The organism is Pedobacter sp. AC379 (genome assembly GCF_979258145.1).
In genome coordinates, this window is record NZ_OZ409839.1 from 1,778,470 (window position 1) to 1,799,146 (window position 20,677).

20 protein-coding genes and 1 pseudogene are annotated in these 20,677 nt (G+C 44.0%); 11 read left to right on the forward strand and 10 right to left on the reverse strand.

The features are described from left to right. The first annotated feature begins 124 nt into the window (after positions 1-124). Together ACZZZW_RS07865 and ACZZZW_RS07870 are read left to right on the forward strand one after the other, a co-directional pair. The gene (locus tag ACZZZW_RS07865; protein ID WP_463492815.1) at positions 125-595 is read left to right on the forward strand and encodes a hypothetical protein; all 471 of its coding nucleotides are present in this window, start codon (positions 125-127) and stop codon (positions 593-595) included. Between the two features lie 436 nt (positions 596-1,031). After that, a complete protein-coding gene (locus ACZZZW_RS07870) occupies positions 1,032-2,879 on the forward strand; it encodes a glycoside hydrolase family 2 protein (RefSeq protein WP_463492816.1) in 1,848 nt (615 codons plus the stop codon). A 188-nt stretch (positions 2,880-3,067) separates the two neighbouring features. Here ACZZZW_RS07870 and ACZZZW_RS07875 read toward each other — a convergent pair whose 3' ends face one another. The 3 genes from ACZZZW_RS07875 to ACZZZW_RS07885 form a co-directional block, all read right to left on the reverse strand. After that, complete coding sequence (locus ACZZZW_RS07875) at positions 3,068-4,069, reverse strand: enoyl-CoA hydratase/isomerase family protein (RefSeq protein WP_463492817.1); 1,002 nt, start codon at positions 4,067-4,069, stop codon at positions 3,068-3,070. A 393-nt stretch (positions 4,070-4,462) separates the two neighbouring features. Next, positions 4,463-5,158 (reverse strand): response regulator transcription factor, encoded by a 696-nt coding sequence (locus ACZZZW_RS07880; RefSeq protein ID WP_463492818.1) that lies wholly within the window; start codon positions 5,156-5,158, stop codon positions 4,463-4,465. Continuing rightward, positions 5,155-6,510: a sensor histidine kinase gene (locus ACZZZW_RS07885; RefSeq protein WP_463492819.1), complete on the reverse strand. Its 1,356-nt coding sequence runs from the start codon at positions 6,508-6,510 to the stop codon at positions 5,155-5,157. The genes ACZZZW_RS07880 and ACZZZW_RS07885 overlap by 4 nt, the downstream gene beginning before the upstream one ends. Positions 6,511-6,614: 104 nt before the next feature. On the opposite strand from ACZZZW_RS07885, the gene ACZZZW_RS07890 reads away from it, so the two are divergent. Beyond that, positions 6,615-7,607 (forward strand): hypothetical protein, encoded by a 993-nt coding sequence (locus ACZZZW_RS07890; protein WP_463492820.1) that lies wholly within the window; start codon positions 6,615-6,617, stop codon positions 7,605-7,607. A gap of 77 nt (positions 7,608-7,684) precedes the next feature. Here the strand turns inward: ACZZZW_RS07890 and lysA are convergent, their stop codons facing one another. Both lysA and ACZZZW_RS07900 read right to left on the reverse strand, forming a co-directional pair. Next, positions 7,685-8,998: a diaminopimelate decarboxylase gene (lysA, locus tag ACZZZW_RS07895; RefSeq protein ID WP_463492821.1), complete on the reverse strand. Its 1,314-nt coding sequence runs from the start codon at positions 8,996-8,998 to the stop codon at positions 7,685-7,687. Positions 8,999-9,061: 63 nt separating this feature from the next. Next, positions 9,062-9,667, reverse strand: coding sequence for an FMN-binding negative transcriptional regulator (locus tag ACZZZW_RS07900; protein WP_463492822.1), 606 nt, complete (start codon positions 9,665-9,667; stop codon positions 9,062-9,064). 74 nt (positions 9,668-9,741) lie between these two features. Between ACZZZW_RS07900 and ACZZZW_RS07905 the strand changes: the two genes are divergently transcribed. Further along, positions 9,742-11,211 carry an aminotransferase-like domain-containing protein gene (locus ACZZZW_RS07905; protein WP_463492823.1) on the forward strand — a complete coding sequence of 490 codons (1,470 nt, stop codon included), beginning with the start codon at positions 9,742-9,744 and terminating at the stop codon, positions 11,209-11,211. 75 nt (positions 11,212-11,286) lie between these two features. Here the strand turns inward: ACZZZW_RS07905 and ACZZZW_RS07910 are convergent, their stop codons facing one another. The 4 genes and pseudogenes from ACZZZW_RS07910 to hmpA all read right to left on the reverse strand — a co-directional run bounded on the left by ACZZZW_RS07910 (position 11,287) and on the right by hmpA (position 15,076). Then, positions 11,287-11,532: a thioredoxin family protein gene (locus tag ACZZZW_RS07910; RefSeq protein WP_463492824.1), complete on the reverse strand. Its 246-nt coding sequence runs from the start codon at positions 11,530-11,532 to the stop codon at positions 11,287-11,289. 154 nt (positions 11,533-11,686) lie between these two features. Beyond that, positions 11,687-12,537 (reverse strand): annotated as a pseudogene (locus ACZZZW_RS07915) (endo alpha-1,4 polygalactosaminidase). Positions 12,538-12,688: 151 nt separating this feature from the next. After that, complete coding sequence (locus ACZZZW_RS07920; RefSeq protein WP_463492825.1) at positions 12,689-13,291, reverse strand: outer membrane beta-barrel protein; 603 nt, start codon at positions 13,289-13,291, stop codon at positions 12,689-12,691. Between the two features lie 570 nt (positions 13,292-13,861). After that, entirely contained in the window at positions 13,862-15,076 is a 1,215-nt protein-coding gene (gene hmpA / locus ACZZZW_RS07925) for an NO-inducible flavohemoprotein (protein WP_463492826.1), read from the reverse strand. 254 nt (positions 15,077-15,330) lie between these two features. Here hmpA and ACZZZW_RS07930 point away from each other — a divergent pair, with 254 nt between their 5' ends. From ACZZZW_RS07930 to trxB, 7 genes are all read left to right on the forward strand, one after another. Further along, entirely contained in the window at positions 15,331-15,564 is a 234-nt protein-coding gene (locus tag ACZZZW_RS07930; protein ID WP_463492827.1) for a thioredoxin family protein, read from the forward strand. A 138-nt stretch (positions 15,565-15,702) separates the two neighbouring features. After that, positions 15,703-15,966, forward strand: a complete 264-nt coding sequence (locus ACZZZW_RS07935; RefSeq protein ID WP_463492828.1) for a DUF2024 family protein — start codon at positions 15,703-15,705, stop codon at positions 15,964-15,966. After that, positions 15,929-16,561: a MarR family winged helix-turn-helix transcriptional regulator gene (locus ACZZZW_RS07940; RefSeq protein WP_463492829.1), complete on the forward strand. Its 633-nt coding sequence runs from the start codon at positions 15,929-15,931 to the stop codon at positions 16,559-16,561. Before ACZZZW_RS07935 ends, ACZZZW_RS07940 begins: the two co-directional genes overlap by 38 nt. Positions 16,562-16,722: 161 nt before the next feature. Next, positions 16,723-17,445, forward strand: a complete 723-nt coding sequence (locus ACZZZW_RS07945; protein ID WP_463492830.1) for an AAA family ATPase — start codon at positions 16,723-16,725, stop codon at positions 17,443-17,445. Continuing rightward, positions 17,442-18,173, forward strand: a complete 732-nt coding sequence (locus ACZZZW_RS07950; RefSeq protein WP_463492831.1) for a YggS family pyridoxal phosphate-dependent enzyme — start codon at positions 17,442-17,444, stop codon at positions 18,171-18,173. The genes ACZZZW_RS07945 and ACZZZW_RS07950 overlap by 4 nt, the downstream gene beginning before the upstream one ends. Positions 18,174-18,208: 35 nt before the next feature. Continuing rightward, positions 18,209-18,934, forward strand: coding sequence for a type 1 glutamine amidotransferase (locus tag ACZZZW_RS07955; RefSeq protein WP_463492832.1), 726 nt, complete (start codon positions 18,209-18,211; stop codon positions 18,932-18,934). A gap of 79 nt (positions 18,935-19,013) precedes the next feature. After that, positions 19,014-19,985 (forward strand): thioredoxin-disulfide reductase, encoded by a 972-nt coding sequence (gene trxB, locus ACZZZW_RS07960; RefSeq protein ID WP_463492833.1) that lies wholly within the window; start codon positions 19,014-19,016, stop codon positions 19,983-19,985. 216 nt (positions 19,986-20,201) lie between these two features. Here the strand turns inward: trxB and ACZZZW_RS07965 are convergent, their stop codons facing one another. After that, positions 20,202-20,597 (reverse strand): group III truncated hemoglobin, encoded by a 396-nt coding sequence (locus ACZZZW_RS07965; protein WP_463492834.1) that lies wholly within the window; start codon positions 20,595-20,597, stop codon positions 20,202-20,204. Between the last annotated feature and the right edge of the window lie 80 nt (positions 20,598-20,677).

Sequence of the window (20,677 nt, forward strand, 5' to 3'; positions counted from 1 at the left end):
GCCGGAACGTAAATGATTCCAAAAAAGAAGCGGATTCCAGGCGCTAAAGGTTCAGCACTAACTATAACCCCCCGAATTTTGGCAAGGCCTTTGTCTTAACTGACGAAAATTACTCTATTAACCTATGAAAAATATAATACCAACATTAGCCTTTGCCGCTGCAACGCTTTGCGCTTGTCAGGGCGAGAGCGGCAAAACCTTGCCTAATTCAGGTACCGCTACAACTGCCGAAACAGGCATGGTGACCAATGTGCAGGAATGCTTCGTTTATACAAAAAACAGGGACACCGCAACCTTGAAACTACTCCGCTCCGGCAGCAATGTATCTGGGGAATTAAGCTATAGCCTTTACGAAAAGGACCGTAACAGTGGGTCTGTAAAGGGTATCGTTAAAGGGGATACCATTATCGCGGATTATAATTTCAATTCAGAAGGCGCCAACTCAACCAGACAGGTCGTTTGGATAAAAAAGGACGGGAAGCTCATCGAAGGTTTTGGGGAAACAGAAGAAGTGAAAGGACAGACGAAATTCAAAAATCTTGGGCAGCTCAGCTATTCCAATTCTATTGAATTTACTCCAACGGAATGTAAATAATCCAACCCTATAATCTAAAAAATCAATATGCGCAGGGAATTGAGAAGTTCTTTCAGGAGATTTTCGCAGAAGGGACAGCAGCCCAGTTTTGATGCCAATGGCATTCAGAACTGAGCTTTGTTATTTAAATAGATTCCTTAAATCTTTCCTCAAAATTTGAGAATTACTTTTTGAGAAGAATTGGTTTGGGTGATAGTAAAAATGTGTGAAATCGTCATTTAGTGTATATAATTGACACCATTTTTAAGACCAAAGACATGAGCCAAAAATTTGCAGCTAGTCCAGTTTTTGTTTTTATAATAAAAACTGGACTAGCTGTCTTCACTTGTAGGAAATTATGTTTGTCAAATTTTAACTTTGTGTACATGATACACTTTTAGAAATGCTGTTTTCTTTTCTACCCTATAAACAAACCTACTCAACACCTAAGATCCTCATGAAAACAATCAACACCTTTATTCTATGCGGCGCATTAATCTTCGCCGGCTTACAGATAAGAGCACAGGAGAATTCCTGGAAACTTGTCCGCGACAAAATTACCACCCCATGGGCCGAAAAAATTGACCCTAAAGCGCCTTTGAAAGAATATCCACGGCCACAAATGGTTAGGGAAAACTGGCAAAACCTTAACGGTCTCTGGAACTACGCCATTACTCCAGCTTCCAAAGGGGAGCCCACGGCCTATCAGGGTAAAATACTGGTTCCATTTGCAGTTGAATCGGCGATTTCTGGCGTGGCAAAAACCGTAGGCAAAGACAGCGTACTTTGGTATAAAAACACCATCTCACTAAACAAGAATTTAAAAGGAAAACGGATCCTGCTTCACTTCGGAGCTGTAGACTGGAGGACCGAAGTATTTGTAAACGGAAAACGAGTAGGCTTACACCAGGGCGGATTTGATCCTTTCTCATTCGATATTACCTCAGCACTAAAAGCTGGTACTGCCCAAGAACTGAAGGTGCGTGTATGGGATCCCACCGACGAGGGGCCCCAGCCACGTGGCAAGCAGGTAAAAAAACCTGGTAGCATCTGGTATACTCCGGTAACTGGTATCTGGCAAACCGTTTGGCTTGAAGCTGTAGGAAATACCTACATTGCATCCACAAAACAGACCCCGGATATCGACAGGCAAATCCTGAACGTTTCTGCAGATGTTATTAGCCCTAAAATAGGAGATCGCTTACTCATTGCTGCATGGGATGGAAAAACAAAAGTAGCTGAACAGATCGTATCACCAGGAGAAAATGCGCAACTCCGTATATCAAAACAGAAATTATGGTCACCTGACCACCCTTTTCTTTATGATCTCACCTTTAGTGTGATGCGCGCAGGCAGTTCGGTAGATGAAGTTAAAAGCTATTTTGCCATGCGTAAAATATCCCGTGCCGCAGATAGCAAAGGCATCCAGCGTATTCAGTTAAACAATGAGTTTCTGTTTCAATATGGCCCACTTGATCAGGGATGGTGGCCAGACGGCCTTTATACACCGCCAACTGAGGAAGCCATGAAATTTGATGTCGACCAGCTTAAAAAGATGGGTTTCAATATGATCCGCAAACACATAAAGGTTGAACCTGCCCGCTATTATGCCTACTGTGATCAGCTTGGTATGCTGCTGTGGCAGGACATGCCAAGCGGTGACCTGGGTAACCATTGGGACAACCGCCCTGGTGTGCTTGATAATGGTACGGAACAGAACCGGAGTGAGATCTCCGAAGGATATTATCGCAAAGAATGGGAAACCATTATGCGTACACTGCATAATTTCCCATCTATTGTAGTTTGGGTACCTTTTAACGAGGCATGGGGACAGTTCAAGACCGTGGAAATTACCGAATGGACGATGAACATGGATCCTTCGAGACTAGTCAATAGCGCCAGCGGTGGAAACTATTTTGATACAGGGGACATGGTTGACCTGCATAATTATCCACAACCCGCAATGCCCAGAGCAGAAATATTCGGAAAGACGAAAGCTGTTGTACTCGGAGAATTTGGCGGACTCGGTTGGACTGTACCTGGTCATACCTGGGTGAGTAATAAAAACTGGGGCTACCAGAATTTCAAAAACGGAGAAGAACTCTTTGCCAAATATGCGACTTTTACCACAAGGCTTGAAGAATTAATCAAACTGGGACTTTCCGCCGCTGTTTACACACAAACAACGGATGTGGAAGCTGAAGTAAATGGATTTATGACCTACGACCGTAAAGTATTTAAGATGAGCGTTGAAGATGTATATAAAGTTAACAGAAAGCTTTATGACCGCTCTTTGGTTAAGTAATATAACTACTTCCTAAAACTGATTCTAAATTCCAGACATGCTTACAGGTCTGGAATTTAGCTTATTATAGATAATCCCTAATTAAACTGTTGATTAATGTGTTAGCAGCAGAGTCTATATAAAAGCACTTTTTGAGTCCATATATTTTCATCATCCATTCATTTTAGGCATTAATGTGAAGACATTAACTACTTTATATTGTTTAGCAACGTTTCCAGCCTCTTTTCGCCTGCTCGTGTCTGGGCGCCTGCTTCCAGCGCCGCCCTTGTTTTTCTTGACGCATTCTCCCCAGAAAATAACAACCCTAAAAGTACATTTTCTTCTACCAGTCCCTGTGTTTGGATGCCCATTGTTGCATTCACAGCACTCTTGGTTGCGGCAATTACCTCGTTATCCAGTCTGGCAATCCTTTCAGCCAGCTTGGAAACAAATTCATCAATTTCTGTAGCCGGGATTGCCCGATTGATCCATCCGTAACGCTCGGCAAGATCTGCATCAAATAAGTCAGCACCAAGAATGATCTCCATTGCACGTGCACGGCCAACAAGCTTCGGTAAATAAACCGTACCGCCTGCTCCTGGAATGATTCCAGTTAACACTTCCATTTGCGCAAGTCCCATTTTTCCCTTCGCACCGAAACGCATATCCAGTGCAGAGGCCAGTTCTGCACCCCCTCCTCGCGCAAATCCATTTAGCTTTGCGATAGTTACCTGTGGGAGAGTACGCCACTGCTCATGCAGTTTCTGCATTGGGTTCAGTTGCCCATCCCCTTCATAATCTTTGGCGAGGTTTGTAAAAGATGCGATGTCGTTGACAAAATTCATGTCGCCATGCGGAATGAAGAAATCCTTATCCGCACTCTGCAATACAATGACCCGTACATTAACATCACCTTTCACCTCCGATGCAAAATTGTGCAGATCGGTCATCAACTTCCCGTCCAGAATGTTCAGTGGCGGATGATTGATCGTGACATAGGCTACGCGCTCATGCAGGGTAACCTGTAGGGTTTTGTAATCTTTATAAGCTTTCATGTTGGAATTGATTAACTGGTTATTTTTTGTTTTCATGCCTGAGGATGCCATGCTCAAATTGTGCACCATTGGATTTTTTATGGGTCCTTTGATTTTCTGCCCCAGTACCGCAACATGCAACAGCAGAAAAGTAAATGTGGTTAAATTTGACTTCATAGTATCGATAACTTAAGTGAATCAAAGGTAGTCCAGAACTACCCGCCCTTGCAAGTAGGTACTTTCTGGTATCTTGGGGACTATATGGTTACTATCCTGTTTTTCAGTTGCTTAAAATTGAAAAAAGACGTTTCGCAGACATTGCAATGCTAAACACTGGCCGAAAATTTTATCTTAGGATGTTACGAAGTTAATCCTTCAGGTTTGTACAGGATAACCCCATTTATAAATCAATGAATTTAAACCTATTGACAATTTAAATAGCGGTATAAAAGGAATGGATAGGAATGTAAAACAATGCAGCAGCAGGAGATTTCCCCATCCATTGCATGTTCAATTCAGATGGCCAGGTAACCATATTGGAGAAAGCAGGAGAGATCAGCCCGCAGTTATTCAACCTTCATTTTTGCCATTGATGTGCAACCGGATGCCCTTTGCCCTTATATTTTCAATAAGTACATTTTTGTCTGCAGCTAGATATTTTCTAAGCCTCGATACGAAAACATCCATACTGCGGCCGGTAAAAAAGTCGCTGGATTTCCAGAGCCTTATGAGTATTTCCTCTCGGGAGAGGAGATGATTCTGGTTCTTCAATAACAGCAATAATAAATCGGCCTCCCGCTGCGTCAAGGACCGCTTAATACCAGGTCCGCTGAGTAAAAGATTTTTTACATCCAGCTCGAAAAGACCAATGCTTTGGGGCTTGTCCGCTGTGAGCATTTTGCCATTACGCTTTAAGATATTTTCAATTCGCACAACAAGTTCTTCTGCATCAAAGGGTTTAATGATGTAATCATAAGCGCCAATCCGAAGGCCTTTAATCACGTCTTCTTTCAACCTCCGAGCAGTAATGAACAGGAAGGGCAGATCTTGATGCATCTTGACCAGGTCCGAAGCGAAGGAAAAACCATCTTCCTTTGGCATAACCACATCTAGAAGTACCATATCAAAGACCTGTGTGCTCATTGCCTTCCGACCGGCTAAACCGTCTTCACAAAGCGTTACTACATAGCCCTTGATCTCCAGGTACTGCCTTAAAAGCGGCCCCACATCTTTGTCGTCTTCCAGTATCAGAATGTTCGGTTTCATAAAATTTTTAAATATATCGTAAATACGCTGCCTTTGTTCGAAGATGAACTCAGTTCAACTTCACCACCTGCGGAACGAATACTTTCTCTACTTAGGTAAAGACCCAGTCCCATTCCCTTAACTGAATGCAGATCGGTTCCAGGAATACGGTAAAATTTCTCAAAAAGATGCCCGCGGAATTCCTCTTTAATTCCTGCTCCACTATCCCTTACATCGATCCTGTATCTGCCGTTTTCGATCTTCCCACTCAGGTGAATCTCCAGGCCCCCGGATGTATACTTTTGCGCATTGCTGATCAGGTTATCAATCGCAGATCCAATCAGTTCAGCCGTTCCACGCACCCTGCAGACAGATTCCGCTATGGACAGGCTGAGGCTGTGATTTTCCAGGATAAGCTGATCGCTATAGGCTTTCAAAAATGCCTTCATTTCCACAAATGCCTTATCGGGTACCTGGTACGCTTTAAGTGCTGAATCCAGTATCCTGTCTACCGTTTCTGTGAGCCGCTGATGCTGACGTTCCAGGGTATTAAACAGTCGGACCTGGGCGGCTGGTGTGTTACCAGCGTCAAGAAGTTTCCAGGTTTTAAATGCAATAGCCATCGCACTCAATGGGGTTTTGAGCTCATGGGTGATGTTATCCACCAGGTCCCTGCGCAACTCAGCAACTTTTCTCTGCTGATCTTCAGATTTGATAACAAGATAAAACACACCTACTGCGCAAATAAAAAGGATAATGGAGAGGAAGCCTACAATTGCTGACCGGCGCAGGATCTCTCCAGGGAATTCAGGCAGCTCCAGCTGTTTTGAAATGCGGTAAGAGATTGTCAAAGACGCCCCTGATCCAGTTTTCTCGCTCTTCCCATTATAATCCCCAAGTGCAATAATTCTTGCCTTTGGATTCCTCACGGCATGCATTAGTAGCGGATGCTCTTGATCTGCAGCGATTATCTTCCTGTTCCCGACGCTAATAATGACCGAGGTGTATGTGGTAAGTAATCGTACCCCACTTAAGCGGTTGTCAGTTTTCGCATGAAAGGCAAGACGGTCGTCGTATTTACGGGCCAGTGCTAATCCGCTTAAAATCATCTGTCTTCTGAGCTTCTGGATTTCCATTTCCCCTTTTTCCACCATTTCCGCATTTTTCATCAAACTTGCAAGCTGGCTGGAATCCAGAGCTTGAAAAGCGCCTCCTGATGCCAGCTTCAGGACCTGGGCAGTGACCGAATTCTGATAGTTGCGCTGGTCCAGTCTGTACATATTGTACACCAGATAACTTTGTATCCCAGTGAGCATAAGCAGGATGGAAAAACAGATCAGCACAACCTGTTTGGAATTAAATCTTATGTCCATATTTAAAATTATAAATTATCAGAAATACTGCATAGCTCAGCACATTCATTAACACTTCATTAACCATAATTCCAGCCAAATTTAAACAGGTTTGCAAAAAAAAAATGAAATTAAAATACCTGTCCATATTTCCCTTGTCGCTAATGCTGGCCACACTGACTTGTCTAGCACAGTCCCAAGGGAAACCAGATTCTTTTCCTCCAGCTCGAAAACGCCCTGAAAATTCCATTTCCTCAACCGCAGGAAACATCCGCATAACCGGCGATACCTTAAGCCTCAACTTTACGCTTTTCAAATATTTCCCGTTTATAAGTGCAACGGTTAATGGCCGGGATGGATGGCTGATGTTCGATACCGGAGCGCAAAGCGCCCTGGAACTCGACAATAAGCTCGTGTCCCTGGGTGAAGGCTTAAATCCAAGCTCGGGATTTGTCTCCAGCGGCCAGTCCTATCAGACCCAGCATTATCCAACCGTGAAAAGCATTGCCCTTGACAACAGACTTTTCTATTCGGATGCGGGACCGGTAAGTGGACATGATTTCAGTTACATGAATTCCATTACTCCGGATATCATTGGGCTTATTGGTTATGATTTTTTTAAGAATTATCTTTTCAAACTTGATTATCAAAAAAAACGGATCACCTTTTATCGCAACACCCCAAAACGCCAGCGCAGAAAGGATTTTCTATTCCGAGAAAAGCTCATCGCAACGATTGATTTCGAACTTAGAAAACTGCCCAACCACCCCGTTATTCCCTTAATAATGGGGCGCGATACGCTGGCGATTTCATTCGATACCGGCCAGCTGGGCACACTGACGCTGACCGAAGAAACCAAAGCACAATGGATGAGCTCAGGAATGCTTAGCTCACAACCTGGAAAAAGACAAGCGAGCCTGGATTCGTTGACTTTGCCTGGTCATATCCGTCTAAGACCAGGAAGCCTGGTACTCACGCCGCCCTCGGCCGCGCAAAATGCAAAAAAGGCTATAGGTATAACAGAAAAAAATTCGATAACATTCGGTTTTGCCTTACTTTCCCAATATAAATCCGTCTGGGACTTTCAAAAAAGAAAAATATATCTAATGGAAAAATAGGGAAACCAAAATGCGTTAAAATATATAAATACCCTGTATATTTCTGCAGGGTATTTATATTTAAATTCTGCGATCTGTTATATCGTTCGCATATCCCTTTCTAATTCTGTTAGGGTATGCAGGGTTTCGCGCTCCCGGATTACGAAGGCTTCTTCGCCATCTACCAGAATCTCTGGAGGCCGCGGAACAGCATTATACTGACTCGCCATCACCATCCCATATGCGCCGCTGGTGAAGATACAGATCAGCTCCGAGGGTTTTAACCGGGGAAGCGAGCGGTCGCGTGCTAAATAATCACTGGATTCACATATCGGTCCTGTGATGTGGTATTTTTCTAACCCCGGAAGGTCCATTTCCTGTAAAAGGCCTTTGGGAACCTGTAATGCATCGACCTTGGTAGGCCATATGAAGTGAAACGCATCATACAGTGCTGGCCTAATCAGCTGGCTCATGCCCGCATCCAGAACCGCAAATTTCTTACCGCCACCTTCTTTTAAGTAAAGTACCTTTGAAATCAGTACCCCGCTGCTTGCCGATATCGACCTGCCAGGTTCCATGATCACCCGGCCGCCTTCAGCGACAAACGGCGCAAGCAGGGGAATAATCGCCTCCGCGTAGTCCAATGCTTGCGGAGCAAGTCCGGTTGTATAGTCTGCAGCATAGCCCCCACCAATATTAATCGTATCGATATGTATCCCCAGGTTTTTTAGTTTTCCCAGAAGGATCATCACCTTGCCGATCGCCAGGACATAAGGCTCTGGCGTATAAATAGGAGAACCAAGGTGAAAATGTATTCCATTAACCTTGCAATGCTTATTGGTACCAGCATTTTTGAAAAAATCCGTTGCACGCTCAATATCCACCCCAAATTTACTTCCTCGGTGCCCGGTCATGGTTTTTTCGTGCGTTCGGCTATCGTAAACGTCAGGATTGACCCGAAGGGCAGCATTTACAGATAAATTTCTTTCTTTTGCCAGCCGTGAAATATTTTCAAATTCAGCTTCTGACTCTATATTGAACCATCCAATACCCATTTCCAGTGCATACTCGATCTCGGCGTCCGTTTTGCCTATTGCCGCGAATACAATTTTCTTTGGATCTGCACCAGCCTCCAGTGCCCTGAACAGTTCGCCTCCGCTAACCACGTCCATTCCCGCCCCGGCATTGATAAGTTGCGCAAGAATATTGATATTTCCGCAGGTTTTTACAGAATAACAGATCAGCGGGTCAATTGCCTTAAAGGCATCTTTGATGGCGTTATATTTGTCTAGAAATGACTTTTTGGAATACAGATAAAAAGGGGTACCCACTTTTTTAGCCAGTTCATCCACGTTCCGCCCCTCGCAGAACAACTGGCCATTTTGATATTCAAAGACGTTTGTTGATGACATGATAATAGATTAAGCGTTTTTACAATTGGTAAGTTATATTCCTTATTTAAAATGATTTTGACTCTAGGCTTTTTTAATTATTTCGGCAATGGCGCGAGCGGGACCACTTTCACTGGTTTCCAGCTGCTGTACGATTCTTTCCCGCTCTTTTGCATTTTTGTTTTGGCTGATCTTCTTCTGTCCCTGCAGATCCGATACCAGAAGGTTAAAAACAACGGTGCCCTTAGCCATTCCATCTTTGAATTTTTGGGGTAGATTATCCCATTGCTGAAAATATTCAGGTTCATAGAAACCGATCATTTCTTCAATCGCCTGTTGTTTTTCTATCGGGCTGGATACGATCTCAGCCTTTCCATAGGCATGCACGCTGAGATAATCCCAGGTGGGAACACTTTCCAGCTTATCATAATGCGAGGGAGAAATGTAAGCATGCGGTTCTGAAAAAATAACCAGGGAAACTTCATGCTCTATAAATGAAGCCTGCTCGTTTGCCAAAGCAAAATGCGAGCTTAACACTAACCTTTGCTCCGATTCCCTAATCACAAAAGGCAGCTGCGTGGCCAGCGGTATTCCTTTTTTGTTGGTAATGATCGTCGCAAAACTATAGGTCTTCATAAAAGCTATTTTCTCGCTTTCGTTTTCAAAATGAAATCCTTTGGGTGTATACATCGTTTTTATCTCAACTGAATTTTCAGTAAAAATATAGGATTAATGGATTATCTTTGTAGTCCAATTAGAATATAATGAGTAGTCCCATTATCCGCCGTATCTTTCTCGATTTGGCCTTTGACCGTAATTTAAAGCGCCCATTGTATTTACAGATAGCAGACCATGTGGTTTCCCTCATCAAATCGGGAGAGCTGAAATTTAATCAGAAACTGCTGGGCAGCCGTGAGCTGGGAGAATTATTGTTGATCAACCGGGTGACCGTTACCAAGGCCTATGCTGAACTGGAATCCCAGGGATGGATTGAAAGTCATAAAGGCCGTGGCACTTTTGTTGCCGCCCAGCTTGCAGATTCTGATCCGGAGAAGATGGGTATTTTAATGCCCCAAATCAGGCGAGGACTTAACCTTTACCCAAGAAAATACCTCGATACCTTCACCGAATCTCCTTATCCTGAATGGCATCTTGATGACGGTTATCCAGACATGAGCCTGGCGCCATTAAAGGAATTCTACCGGGCCTACCGTTCACAACTCACCCGGGTAAGCAACCATCAAAAGTTCGGTAGTTACGGAAATCCCGCCGGTCCGCTTTCTTACCGTCAGGCATTATCCGCATACCTTAACGAGACCAGAAGCCTGAAGACGAACCATCAGCGGATAATGTCAGTTAGGGGAACGCTGATGGGAATTAACCTGGTCTGTAATGCACTGATAAATCCTGGCGATGTCGTGGTATCTGAAATACCTGGATGGAGAAGCGCAGAGCAAAATTTCATTCACGCAGGCGCCAGATTAATTGGGGTAGGTGTGGATGAGCATGGAATGATTGTCGAGGAGCTTCGTGAAATTTGTAAAAAGCATCGCGTCAGAATGGTTTATGTAACCCCTCATCACCAGTTTCCCACCACAGTGTCACTCCGGATGGACCGCCGCATTGAACTGCTCCGTCTGGCGAGCGAATATCGCTTCCTGATTTTTGAGGATGATTATGATTTCGATTTTCATTATAAGCTTCGCCCGCTTTTACCCCTTGCAAGCGCCGATGAAAACGGTATGGTGATTTATTGCGGTTCGTTTAGCAAAAGTTTCTCCCCAGCCTTTCGCATGGGCTATCTGGTGGCATCAGAAAAAATTATACAGCAGCTCTGTTCCGTACGCATGATCGTGGACAGGCAGGGAGATCACCTGCTTGATAATGCCGTTGCAGAGTTGCTCAGCGACGGTACCATTCAGCGCAACCTCAGAAAGACCCTGTCCGTTTACAGGACCCGCCGCGATGCGTTCTGCACACTGCTTTCCGCCGAGCTTGGTAATGCGGTCGAGTTTAGTATTCCCGAAGGGGGCATGTCCGTTTGGACCAGGTTTTCCCCTTCCATAGACCTGGACAAACTAGGTATTGAAGCTTTAAAAAAAGGACTTCATTTGCCACCCAAAAAGGAACACATCTATGAAAACTTTGATCAAAATGCCTTAAGGCTAGGGTTTGCTTCCTCCAGTCCGCTGGCCCTGGAAAAATGCGTACAGATTATCAAGAAATTGCTATGAAAACTTTATCGGCCTAATCGACACTCAAAGAACTCGAAAGATCAGTGCCCTGATTTTAAATGGATGCTATAGTAACTAAGCCAGTAGGCATGCGGCACTACCTTCGTGCTCGACAACGTTGAAATGGAGAATGTTTCCATTGGCAGTAACCAATGCCGGAAAGGCTTTAACGCCAGCATCTTCTGCCTCGCTTTGCTTTTTCGGATCTAGACCCACATGGATGATTTCTAAATTTGACAATCCCAAAAGGTTGACAACCTGCTGGCCAACGCTTGAACAGAGTTGGCATCCATCGTGGTAAAATATTGATTTTGTTTTCATGGTTAATTCAGATTTTTTTACAAATCTAGAGCAGTTTCCTTAAGCTCTGATGGTCCAGTTTCTGATTTTTTCCCATGACCCTGGTTATATTTTCCGGGAAAAAACAAAAATCTGGCGGAGAGCAGCCCTCCAGCCAGACTTATTTTATTGGTGCCTATTGGCAGACCAAGTTCCACTTATCCAGTGACCTTTTTTTAAGAAGGGCATAGAACCCCAGTTTTTTTGCTTTAGGACATACCGTTCCCGAAAATTTCAATTGTGCAGTTTGATCGGTATACTCAACGGCAAAGACTGGCTTATTTGCCGAAATATATGGAGTGAGCTGATTTTCCCAGCCCTGATCAAAAGCATCTTCAGTAATTATCCAGTCAAACTTTTTGTAATGGGAGTCCATGAATTCCGGAACATTTTTCTGTCCGATGCCAGTCCATTGCTGTGTGCCATGGATATCAGCAGGTCACAATATTTTCTTGTGTCTGCTGCAGTCAAAGGGAATCCTGTGGTGGTGGTAAAGCCGTCGATATTATCTGGCTCAATACCGTCAAATCCTTTAGAGATGATCATTCTGAACCTTGAGTTTAACCATGGCTTTAGTTTTTCCAGCTGCCTGATGTCCAGCCATTTCTCATCTGGCCATTCCGGATAGACTTTGCCGATAACCTCTTTGGGTAGCAAATTTAGATCTGGCCGACCGTCTTCAAAAGTTCCAACAGACAGATAAGCAATCACCCTCTTGCCTTGGGCATGAAATTTAGCTACCTGTTCTGCCGTTGTGCTGAAGGCATCAACATCTACGACCTGTGCTGAAAAAACATCGCCGTCATTTAGATCATCCAGATACCAGTCAAAGGTAACACCCGCTTTTGGCTGCCACCAGGTTGCCTTGTCAGAGGGTAGTGGTTTGCCATCGGCTGGAGTATTTACCGGTACCCCCTCGATTGGAGTTAATTTGTCACATCCGCATAAAATTGCGCAAGTAAGTAACATCGTTAGTACGTTTTTCATTTTCTTGATTTTTTAGGTTGATCCCGCAATCGCGGGTAAGGTAATAGGTTGATTTTAAATATTATACAGATAATTTTTTTTTCACGCTAGATTCTTCAAAACCTAACCCCTGGTCCGCATCTGATCAAAACCAGGAATTAGGTTTCACTACTTAGAAGTGAAAGGAAATACCAAGTCTTGGTGCAAAGGTGTCAGCATCAAAACCAAAATCAGTAGTCTTTGCTTTCTGATCGGTTAATGTGCTCTTAGCCTCGAATTTTTGATAACCAAAACCGTTTACGGAAACTTCTATACCGATACTCTTGGTTGGGAAAAATACAAACCCTGGGGCCAGGTTCACACCGATCGACGTGGTGGTCGCATTTTTGTCGCCTGTTTCCCCGGTTTTTTCCACTTCCTTATTGGAACCAAATGCCAATGGAACCGACAACTGGCCGAAGAACTTGAACTGATCGGAAAGGTTTACATAGTAACGGCCGAAAGGAGCAACCACAAATGCTTCATTTTGATTTTCCTCACTTACCTCTTTGCTGTAGGTGTAACCGACACCTGTACCGATCGCGAAATTGTTGGCTGCAAAGTAACCGATACTTGGAACAGCATCAAAGCTCACATCAGGTTTGATTGCCCCGTCGACCTTGGTCGAAGTGAAGCTAAAGCTGCCACCAAGTACAAATTTTCCTTTTTCTGTCTGTGCACTTGCACTGCAAGCCAAACCTGTAACGGCTAATAACGATAATACTAGTTCTTTCATAGATTTTGTTTTTTGTTTAAAAATTTTCTGCCTGATTATACCTCCCTGGATAATCCTAGTGGACTTTTTCATTGACCTGCTAATAAGACGTTGCAAAATTATATTCAAAGCGTAATATCATTGTAGTCCTATTATAAGATAATGGATAGTCCTATTTTATTGTGATCGCCAGTAAAATTTATTTTCCCCGCCTGATTCTCCCTTCAAGCCAATTTCCATGAAACATTAGGGGCATACCACTTGGGTTTTTGCCCAAAAGAAAAATCAGGGAGAAAAAAAAACGAAGCTTTACGAAGATTTTTAATCAAAAAAATAAAGGTATGAACGATGAATATCTGCCCTTGATTTTGTTTTTTAGCTTATTATAGTTGGGATTCAGTACCTGGCCGATCCGTTATAGGCCGGTCTGTACGCCCCAATGATTTTACACAATAAAACCTGAACCGGATGTTAATCCAGGTCCAGGTTTTATCGCTTTTATCCAAGAAGGCCCATTCGCTCCGGCACTTCGGTTTTCAGAGAATCAGTATTTCCCCGCGGAAGTTTACATATCGCTGCATTGGCGTTTTTTTAAATATCCAGCTGAAGGGTCTGTGGACCGAATTCTTCAAAATGGATAGCGCCTCTGCTGATTCCCATGTCCATAAGATCTTTCGCGTGTTTGGTGATAAAGAAAGCTGGGCCGCAGATATAATATTCCGCACCTTTGGGTAAATGTGCCTGATCAAATTTAGAAAGCTCAATCCAGCCCTCCTTAATGCCTTCTTGAGCCTGTTGGCCATTGCAACTGTCATAGAAGATGTGTCTGCTAATTTGCCTGTCCGTCTGCACCTCTTTATTTGCAACCTGGCTGAAGGCATGTACTTCCGCATTTCTACAGGCATGTACCCAGGTAATCGCTCGTTTGCTTCCACTGTCGATCAGGCTCTCCATCATCGCCATCAAAGGTGTCTGACCGATTCCCCCGCTAATAAGCACAACCGGATTATCACTCTCCTGCAAACTGAAATTCCCGGCCGGCGCAGAGGCTTCTACAATATCACCAGCTTGGACCGTATCATGAAGTACGTTGCTCACCAGTCCGCTTGGGTTCATCTCCCTTGCAAATTCCCGTTTCACTGATATTCTATAATATCGGCCATTTGGTGCGCAGGAGATGCTATATTGCCTAGGCTGGAACAGATTAAGCTCCTTTAAAAAAACCCTTATGCTTAAATACTGACCGGGTTTGAAATCTGCGATATCCCCGCCGTCACTAGGGCAGAGGTAAAATGAAGTAATCTCTGTCGATTCAATCACTTTTTCCTTCACAATAAACGGCCTCCAGCCCGTCCAGCCTCCGCTTTTTGCAGCCTGTTTTTCATATATAGAGCCTTCATGACCCGACATGATCTGCGCCAACTGGAAGTAGGCGACACGCCAGGCCTCCAGCAACTCTGCACTGGCACCATCACCAAGCACTTCACCAATAGAGGCAATAAGGTGCTTTCCGACAATCTGGTAGTGCTCGGGACGAATGTTCAAACTGGTGTGCTTGTTCCCGATTCCGTCCACGACCGGCATTAAAACCGACGGATTTTCTATATTTTCAGCATAAGCCAGCACCGCCATAGCCAGTGCGGTCTGTTGCCTGCTATTCTGTTGATTACCCATATTGAAAAGATTTTTTAGCTCTGGATTGTGGGTAAACATTCGGTTGTAAAAGTATTTGGTCAGATCAAGGCCATGTGCCCTTAGGATTGGAACTGTACCGCGTACAAGATCCTTTTGTGCTTGTGTAATCATTTTTCTTGTTATTTAAATTAAGTACAGCAAATGTAAATCAAAAAAATAATAAAAGACTTTTTTATCTTTTATTATTTTTTTGTTAATGTTCTAAGTATTTATTGGTTAATATGTTTTTATTCAATGATTTAGGTGTTTGTTTCTGATTTAGCCCATCCAGTTTTGACTGGTTTTCGGAAATCTGGATGAGCGTAGGGTTAGGTTACCTAACTATGTTTGTATCGACAATAAAGTCAAAACTTAAATCTTTAAAAATGAGCAAATCTATTTTTTATCATGCAGGCTGCCCAGTTTGCGTAAGCGCAGAACATGACATCATCAACCTGATCGGTGAATCTAATGTAGAAGTTGTAAATATCGGTGAAGACAGAGCCCGCATCAGCGAAGCTGAAAAAGCTGGTATCCAGTCTGTACCCGCACTGGTAACGCCAAACGGAAATGTATTGCACATCAACTTCGGCGCAACGCTTGAAGATGTAAAGGGATAACTAAAAAAAATGCTGCGTAGTCCCATAGCTTCGCAGCATTTTCCCATTTCCATGAATTTTAAATAAAGAAATTGTCAAATAGAATTTTAAATAAACCCTATACGCGCGTTCACCGTGCGTTCCTTAAAAAATAAGAATATGAGAGTAGCAGTTTGGGACACCTATGTAAAAAAAGAGAATGGCGAAACGATGCATTTTGACATCATCGCACCAGAATCAATCAAGGATGAAGCAACAATCCATAAAATGGGCAAGGAATACCTGGCCACCAAAAATCAGCAAGACCAGCCATTGACCGCTAAGGAGTGCCGCTTTTGTCACCAGGAGATAGCCTCCGAGGAAATGCAGCAGAGCATTGATAATAATGGGTATTACATTATCGAAATGGAAGGATGTGATTAAAAGCCCTACTGTGCGGAATGTGACGGATGCAGTTATCGACCGCAAAATTGTTGATGCACTTGAAAAAGTTTCCCAGGCATTACGTACCCTGGCTTGGAAAAAATCTGTAGAACAATCCATTAATCCGATTCAGCTCCAGATTCTCAGCTTCCTGTTTACCCACAGGGATGATCGGGCTAAAGTTAGTTTGCTCGCCAGGGAATTCAACATCTCCAAGGCGAGTATCAGCGATACCATCAAATTGCTTGAAACAAAGGGACTCATTGAAAAGATATATGATGAGTCCCTTTCCAAGCAGTTTGTGATACAGCTGACCCATGAGGGTAGCACCAAGGCTGCCGAGGTTTCCCTCTTCGATGAGGTCCTGCTGTCGGGCGTTGGCAAAATTGTGCCTTTAGATAAAGAGAAACTTTATTTTCTGCTTTCCGAAATTATACTCGGTTTGCATGAGCAGGAGGTCATCACACATCAGCGGATGTGCAAGAGCTGTAAACATTACCGGGCAGAGGGCGAAAAGCATTATTGCAGTCTCCTGCAACAATACATGGGCATACCCCAGTTGCAGATCGACTGTGATGAATATGAAAAGAAATAATAGAATGGAGTATATAAACTTTGGTGGGGCCATTTTAGCCCTCACCATGATCCAGATGCTGAATCAGTCGCTCTTGTCAAAATTGTACCGCTATTGGAAAGATTAGCCGCAAAAAGTGCGAGCCCCCGGCAGGGAGTTGAATAAATTTTAAATCAAATGATATGTATATTTCTGATCTGATAATTAAGGACAAAGAGCAGGCAGATTTATCTGATCTGTTTTTTGATGAACCAACAAAAAAGGCAGTCAATCAGCTCGTCAGGGAATATAAGCTCGCGCCTGAACTGCTCCAGTATGATCTGCCAGTCAACAATAAAATTCTTCTATATGGAAATTCCGGCTGTGGAAAGACCGCCACTGCGAAAGCCATTGCAAACGCCCTGGGAAAGGACCTTTTGGTCCTTAATCTGAGCAATGTGATCTGCGCAAAAATGGGGGAGACGGCCCAGAATATTAAAATGGTATTTGACAAAGCCTCCAGAGAGAAATCGCTTCTTTTTTTAGATGAATTTGATCAGATTGCTAAGCTTCGAAGCCTGGACGATAAAGATGTTGGTGAAATGAGACGCCTGGTGACCTCCATCATCCAGCTCATTGATTATTACCCCGCCGATGCACTGCTGATCTGTGCAACAAATCACCTGGATTTTATTGATCCAGCAATCCTAAGGCGCTTCCAGCTGAAAATAGCATTCACCATGCCAGATGAAATAACCTTAGACCTTTATTATGATGGCCTGTTGAAACGCTACCCCGAAGAAATCACTGCCATTATACGCAAATATGAAATTTCATTCGCGGAGGCCCGTGACCATACCCTCAACGCTGTAAAGGAACTGCTGATCTCCCGCATTGAAAACTCAACTGAATCCGCGCAGATATGAATACAGAAATCGCAACCAATCTAGCACACATCCAGCAGCGTATACAGGCAGCCTGTAAATCTGCTGGAAGGCCAGTACATGAGGTTAAGCTCTTACTGGCCACTAAAACGGTATCTGCACAACGCATAGCTGAGGCGCTGCGCTTAGGACATACGCTTATCGCAGAAAACAAAGTTCAGGAGCTCAAAGATAAATTCCCCGAATTAACTCAACTCGTACATACCAACCATTTTATCGGTCACCTGCAAACCAACAAGATCAAAGAACTGATCAGATATCAGGTATCCTGCCTGCAGTCTATGGACCGGGAAGACCTCGCCAGTAAGCTCAATGTCAGGCTCGAACTGGAAAACCAATACATGGATGTATTTATCCAGGTCAATACCTCTGGAGAGGAAAGCAAGTTCGGTGTTTCACCGGAGGGAACGGTCGCCCTTTGTAAGTATGTAGCGGCCCTTCCGCGATTAAAAATCAAAGGATTGATGACCATTGGACTCTTAAGCGCACAGTCTGAAAAAGTCCGCGAATGTTTTCGCCTGCTCAAATCAATTCAGAAACAGGTCAATGCAGAAATGATACCCAGAGTGGATTTACAGGAGCTTTCCATGGGGATGAGCGGCGATTTGGAAATTGCCATTGAAGAAGGAGCAACAATTGTCAGGGTAGGTACCGCCGTTTTTGGCACCAGGGTTACCCCAGACAGTTATTACTGGGACGAATCACGCTAGAAATTACAAACAAAAACGGAAATTAAATCTGCAAAATGAAAATACATTATCTCCAACACGTATCCTTCGAGGGACCGGCCTATTTGGAAGAATGGTGCAAAAACTACGGCTACCAAAGCTCGGTAACAAAATTCTACAAAGAAAATTATACCCTTCCAGGATTGGATTATTTTGATGCCCTGGTTATCCTGGGCGGTCCGATGAGTGTGTACGATGAAAATATTTATCCCTGGTTAAAACCGGAAAAGGATTTTATATCCTTATGCATCACCGCAGGCAAGAAAATCCTTGGCATTTGCCTTGGCGCCCAACTTGCTGCACTTTGCCTGGGCGCAAAAGTAACCAGAGCCGCTCATAAAGAAATAGGCTGGTTTGCTGTAAATCCAACCGGAAACTCCTGGATGGTACCCTGGGTTTATAACCTCTTCCTGAAATCTCCGAATGTATTCCACTGGCATGGTGAGGAATTTCAGCTTCCTGAGGGTAGTGTAAACCTGCTGTATTCCAGGGCAAATCCCAACCAGGCATTCTTGTACAAAGAACAGGTACTTGGACTACAGTTCCATCTGGAGGTCACTCCGGACGCGGTACTCTCGATGCTCGACAACTGTTCGCATGAGCTTACCGAGCAGAAGTTTGTTCAGCAAAGATATGATATCATCAAGGGAATTGCAGGCTGCCTGAAGTTGAATGCAATGGCCGGCGCACTCCTGAAAAGATTTTTTTTGGATATCCCGAAAGAAATCCGGAAAGATGAATAAGGGGTACACAGTGCTCATTTTTATCCGTTAAGGTTGAAAAAAAATAAAAGTATTTTCAAAATAATTAAGATCGAAGATTATGGAACATGTGCAATGCCTGATTATTGGTTCAGGCCCAGCGGGATATACCGCCGCAATCTATGCCGCAAGAGCAGGATTAAAACCTATATTATACACAGGAATGATGGCTGGCGGCCAGCTCACCTTAACCAGTGATATAGACAATTTTCCCGGATATCCCGATGGGATAAACGGTAGCCAGATGATGGAAGACCTCAAAAGACAGGCTGAGCGTTTTGGTACTCAGGTCAGGTTCGGTCAGATCAGCAGTGTGGATTTCTCCGCCCGCCCACACCGGATATATGTTGATGGGGAACATGAAATTATTGCCGATGCAGTGATTGTATCTACAGGGGCCTCTGCAAAATGGCTGGGCCTGGAGTCGGAGAAACGTTACAACGGAGGAGGCGTTTCCGCCTGCGCAATCTGCGATGGTTTCTTTTTTAAGGGACAGGATGTGGCCATCAGCGGCGGCGGGGATACTGCGGCCGAAGAGGCAGTCTACCTGGCCAAACTCTGCCGTAAGGTCTATATGATCATTCGAAAAGGTGAGTTCCGTGCTTCAAAAGCAATGGTTGACCGGGTACTGGCCATGCCGAATATCGAGCTGCTTTACAATAGTGAAACCCTGGAGATTACAGGTGATGGCCAGGTCGTTACAGGCGCGACAATCATAAATACCCATACGGGTGCACAGTCACTCCTTGATATTTCGGGCTTTTTTGTAGCAATCGGGCACCGCCCCAATACCGATATTTTCAAAGACTGGCTTGCAATGAATCCCGCTGGATATATTCTCACAAAACCAGGTAGTACCCATACAAGCATGGAAGGCGTCTTTTGCTGTGGCGATGCACAGGACCATGTCTATCGCCAGGCGGTCACTGCAGCCGGCACTGGTTGTATGGCAGCGCTGGATGCCGAACGCTATCTTGCCCAGGTAGAGGGACCGTTCGCAAATCAGGATGAGCTCCCGGCTCTGGCCATATAGTTCAATAAGTGACAAATCAAAAAAAGATTAACAAGCAAATGCGGCGGGCTCAAAAAGCCCGTTTTTTTTGCCGCCTGTTTCGCAAGGTTGCTCGACAGCATAACCCAACGACAGATCGGTTGGGGCTAATTTTTTTGTTTTTAAAGCATCACCAAAAAAAATAAAGTTTTTAAAACCCCTGTTTTCCAGATCAAGAGCACGTCTAGCCTGAATGGATCATAGAAGCGGCTTCGCCTGATTCCGGCTATAGTAGTCCAGTTTCGCCTGGAACATCAGTTCCATTTTTTCCGCCCTCCATTTGGCCTCCTCTGCGAGGGTACCTTCATAATGTTTTTCCAGCGTATCGGACCAAAGTTCCAGCCAGCGGGTAAAATGTATGGCTTTTAAACCCAGACCAAAGTGGGGCAGGAACGGGGTACCCTTGTAAGTTGATTTTTCAAGCAGTACCGTTTCCCAGAAAGCATACATCTTTTCCAAATGATCTGCCCATTTTCCGCTTAACACCATATTGAATACCGGACCGATAAGCTCATCCTGATCCACCTTCTTATAGAATTCATCGATAAGGTTTCTGATGTCTGCTGAATCACTGATTGCTGTTTTTTTATTCATGTTAAAGTTAACCACTGAAAGAGAACTATTCTGGCAGCACCCGATAGCGCTTAAACAAATATAATCATTATTAAATTAAG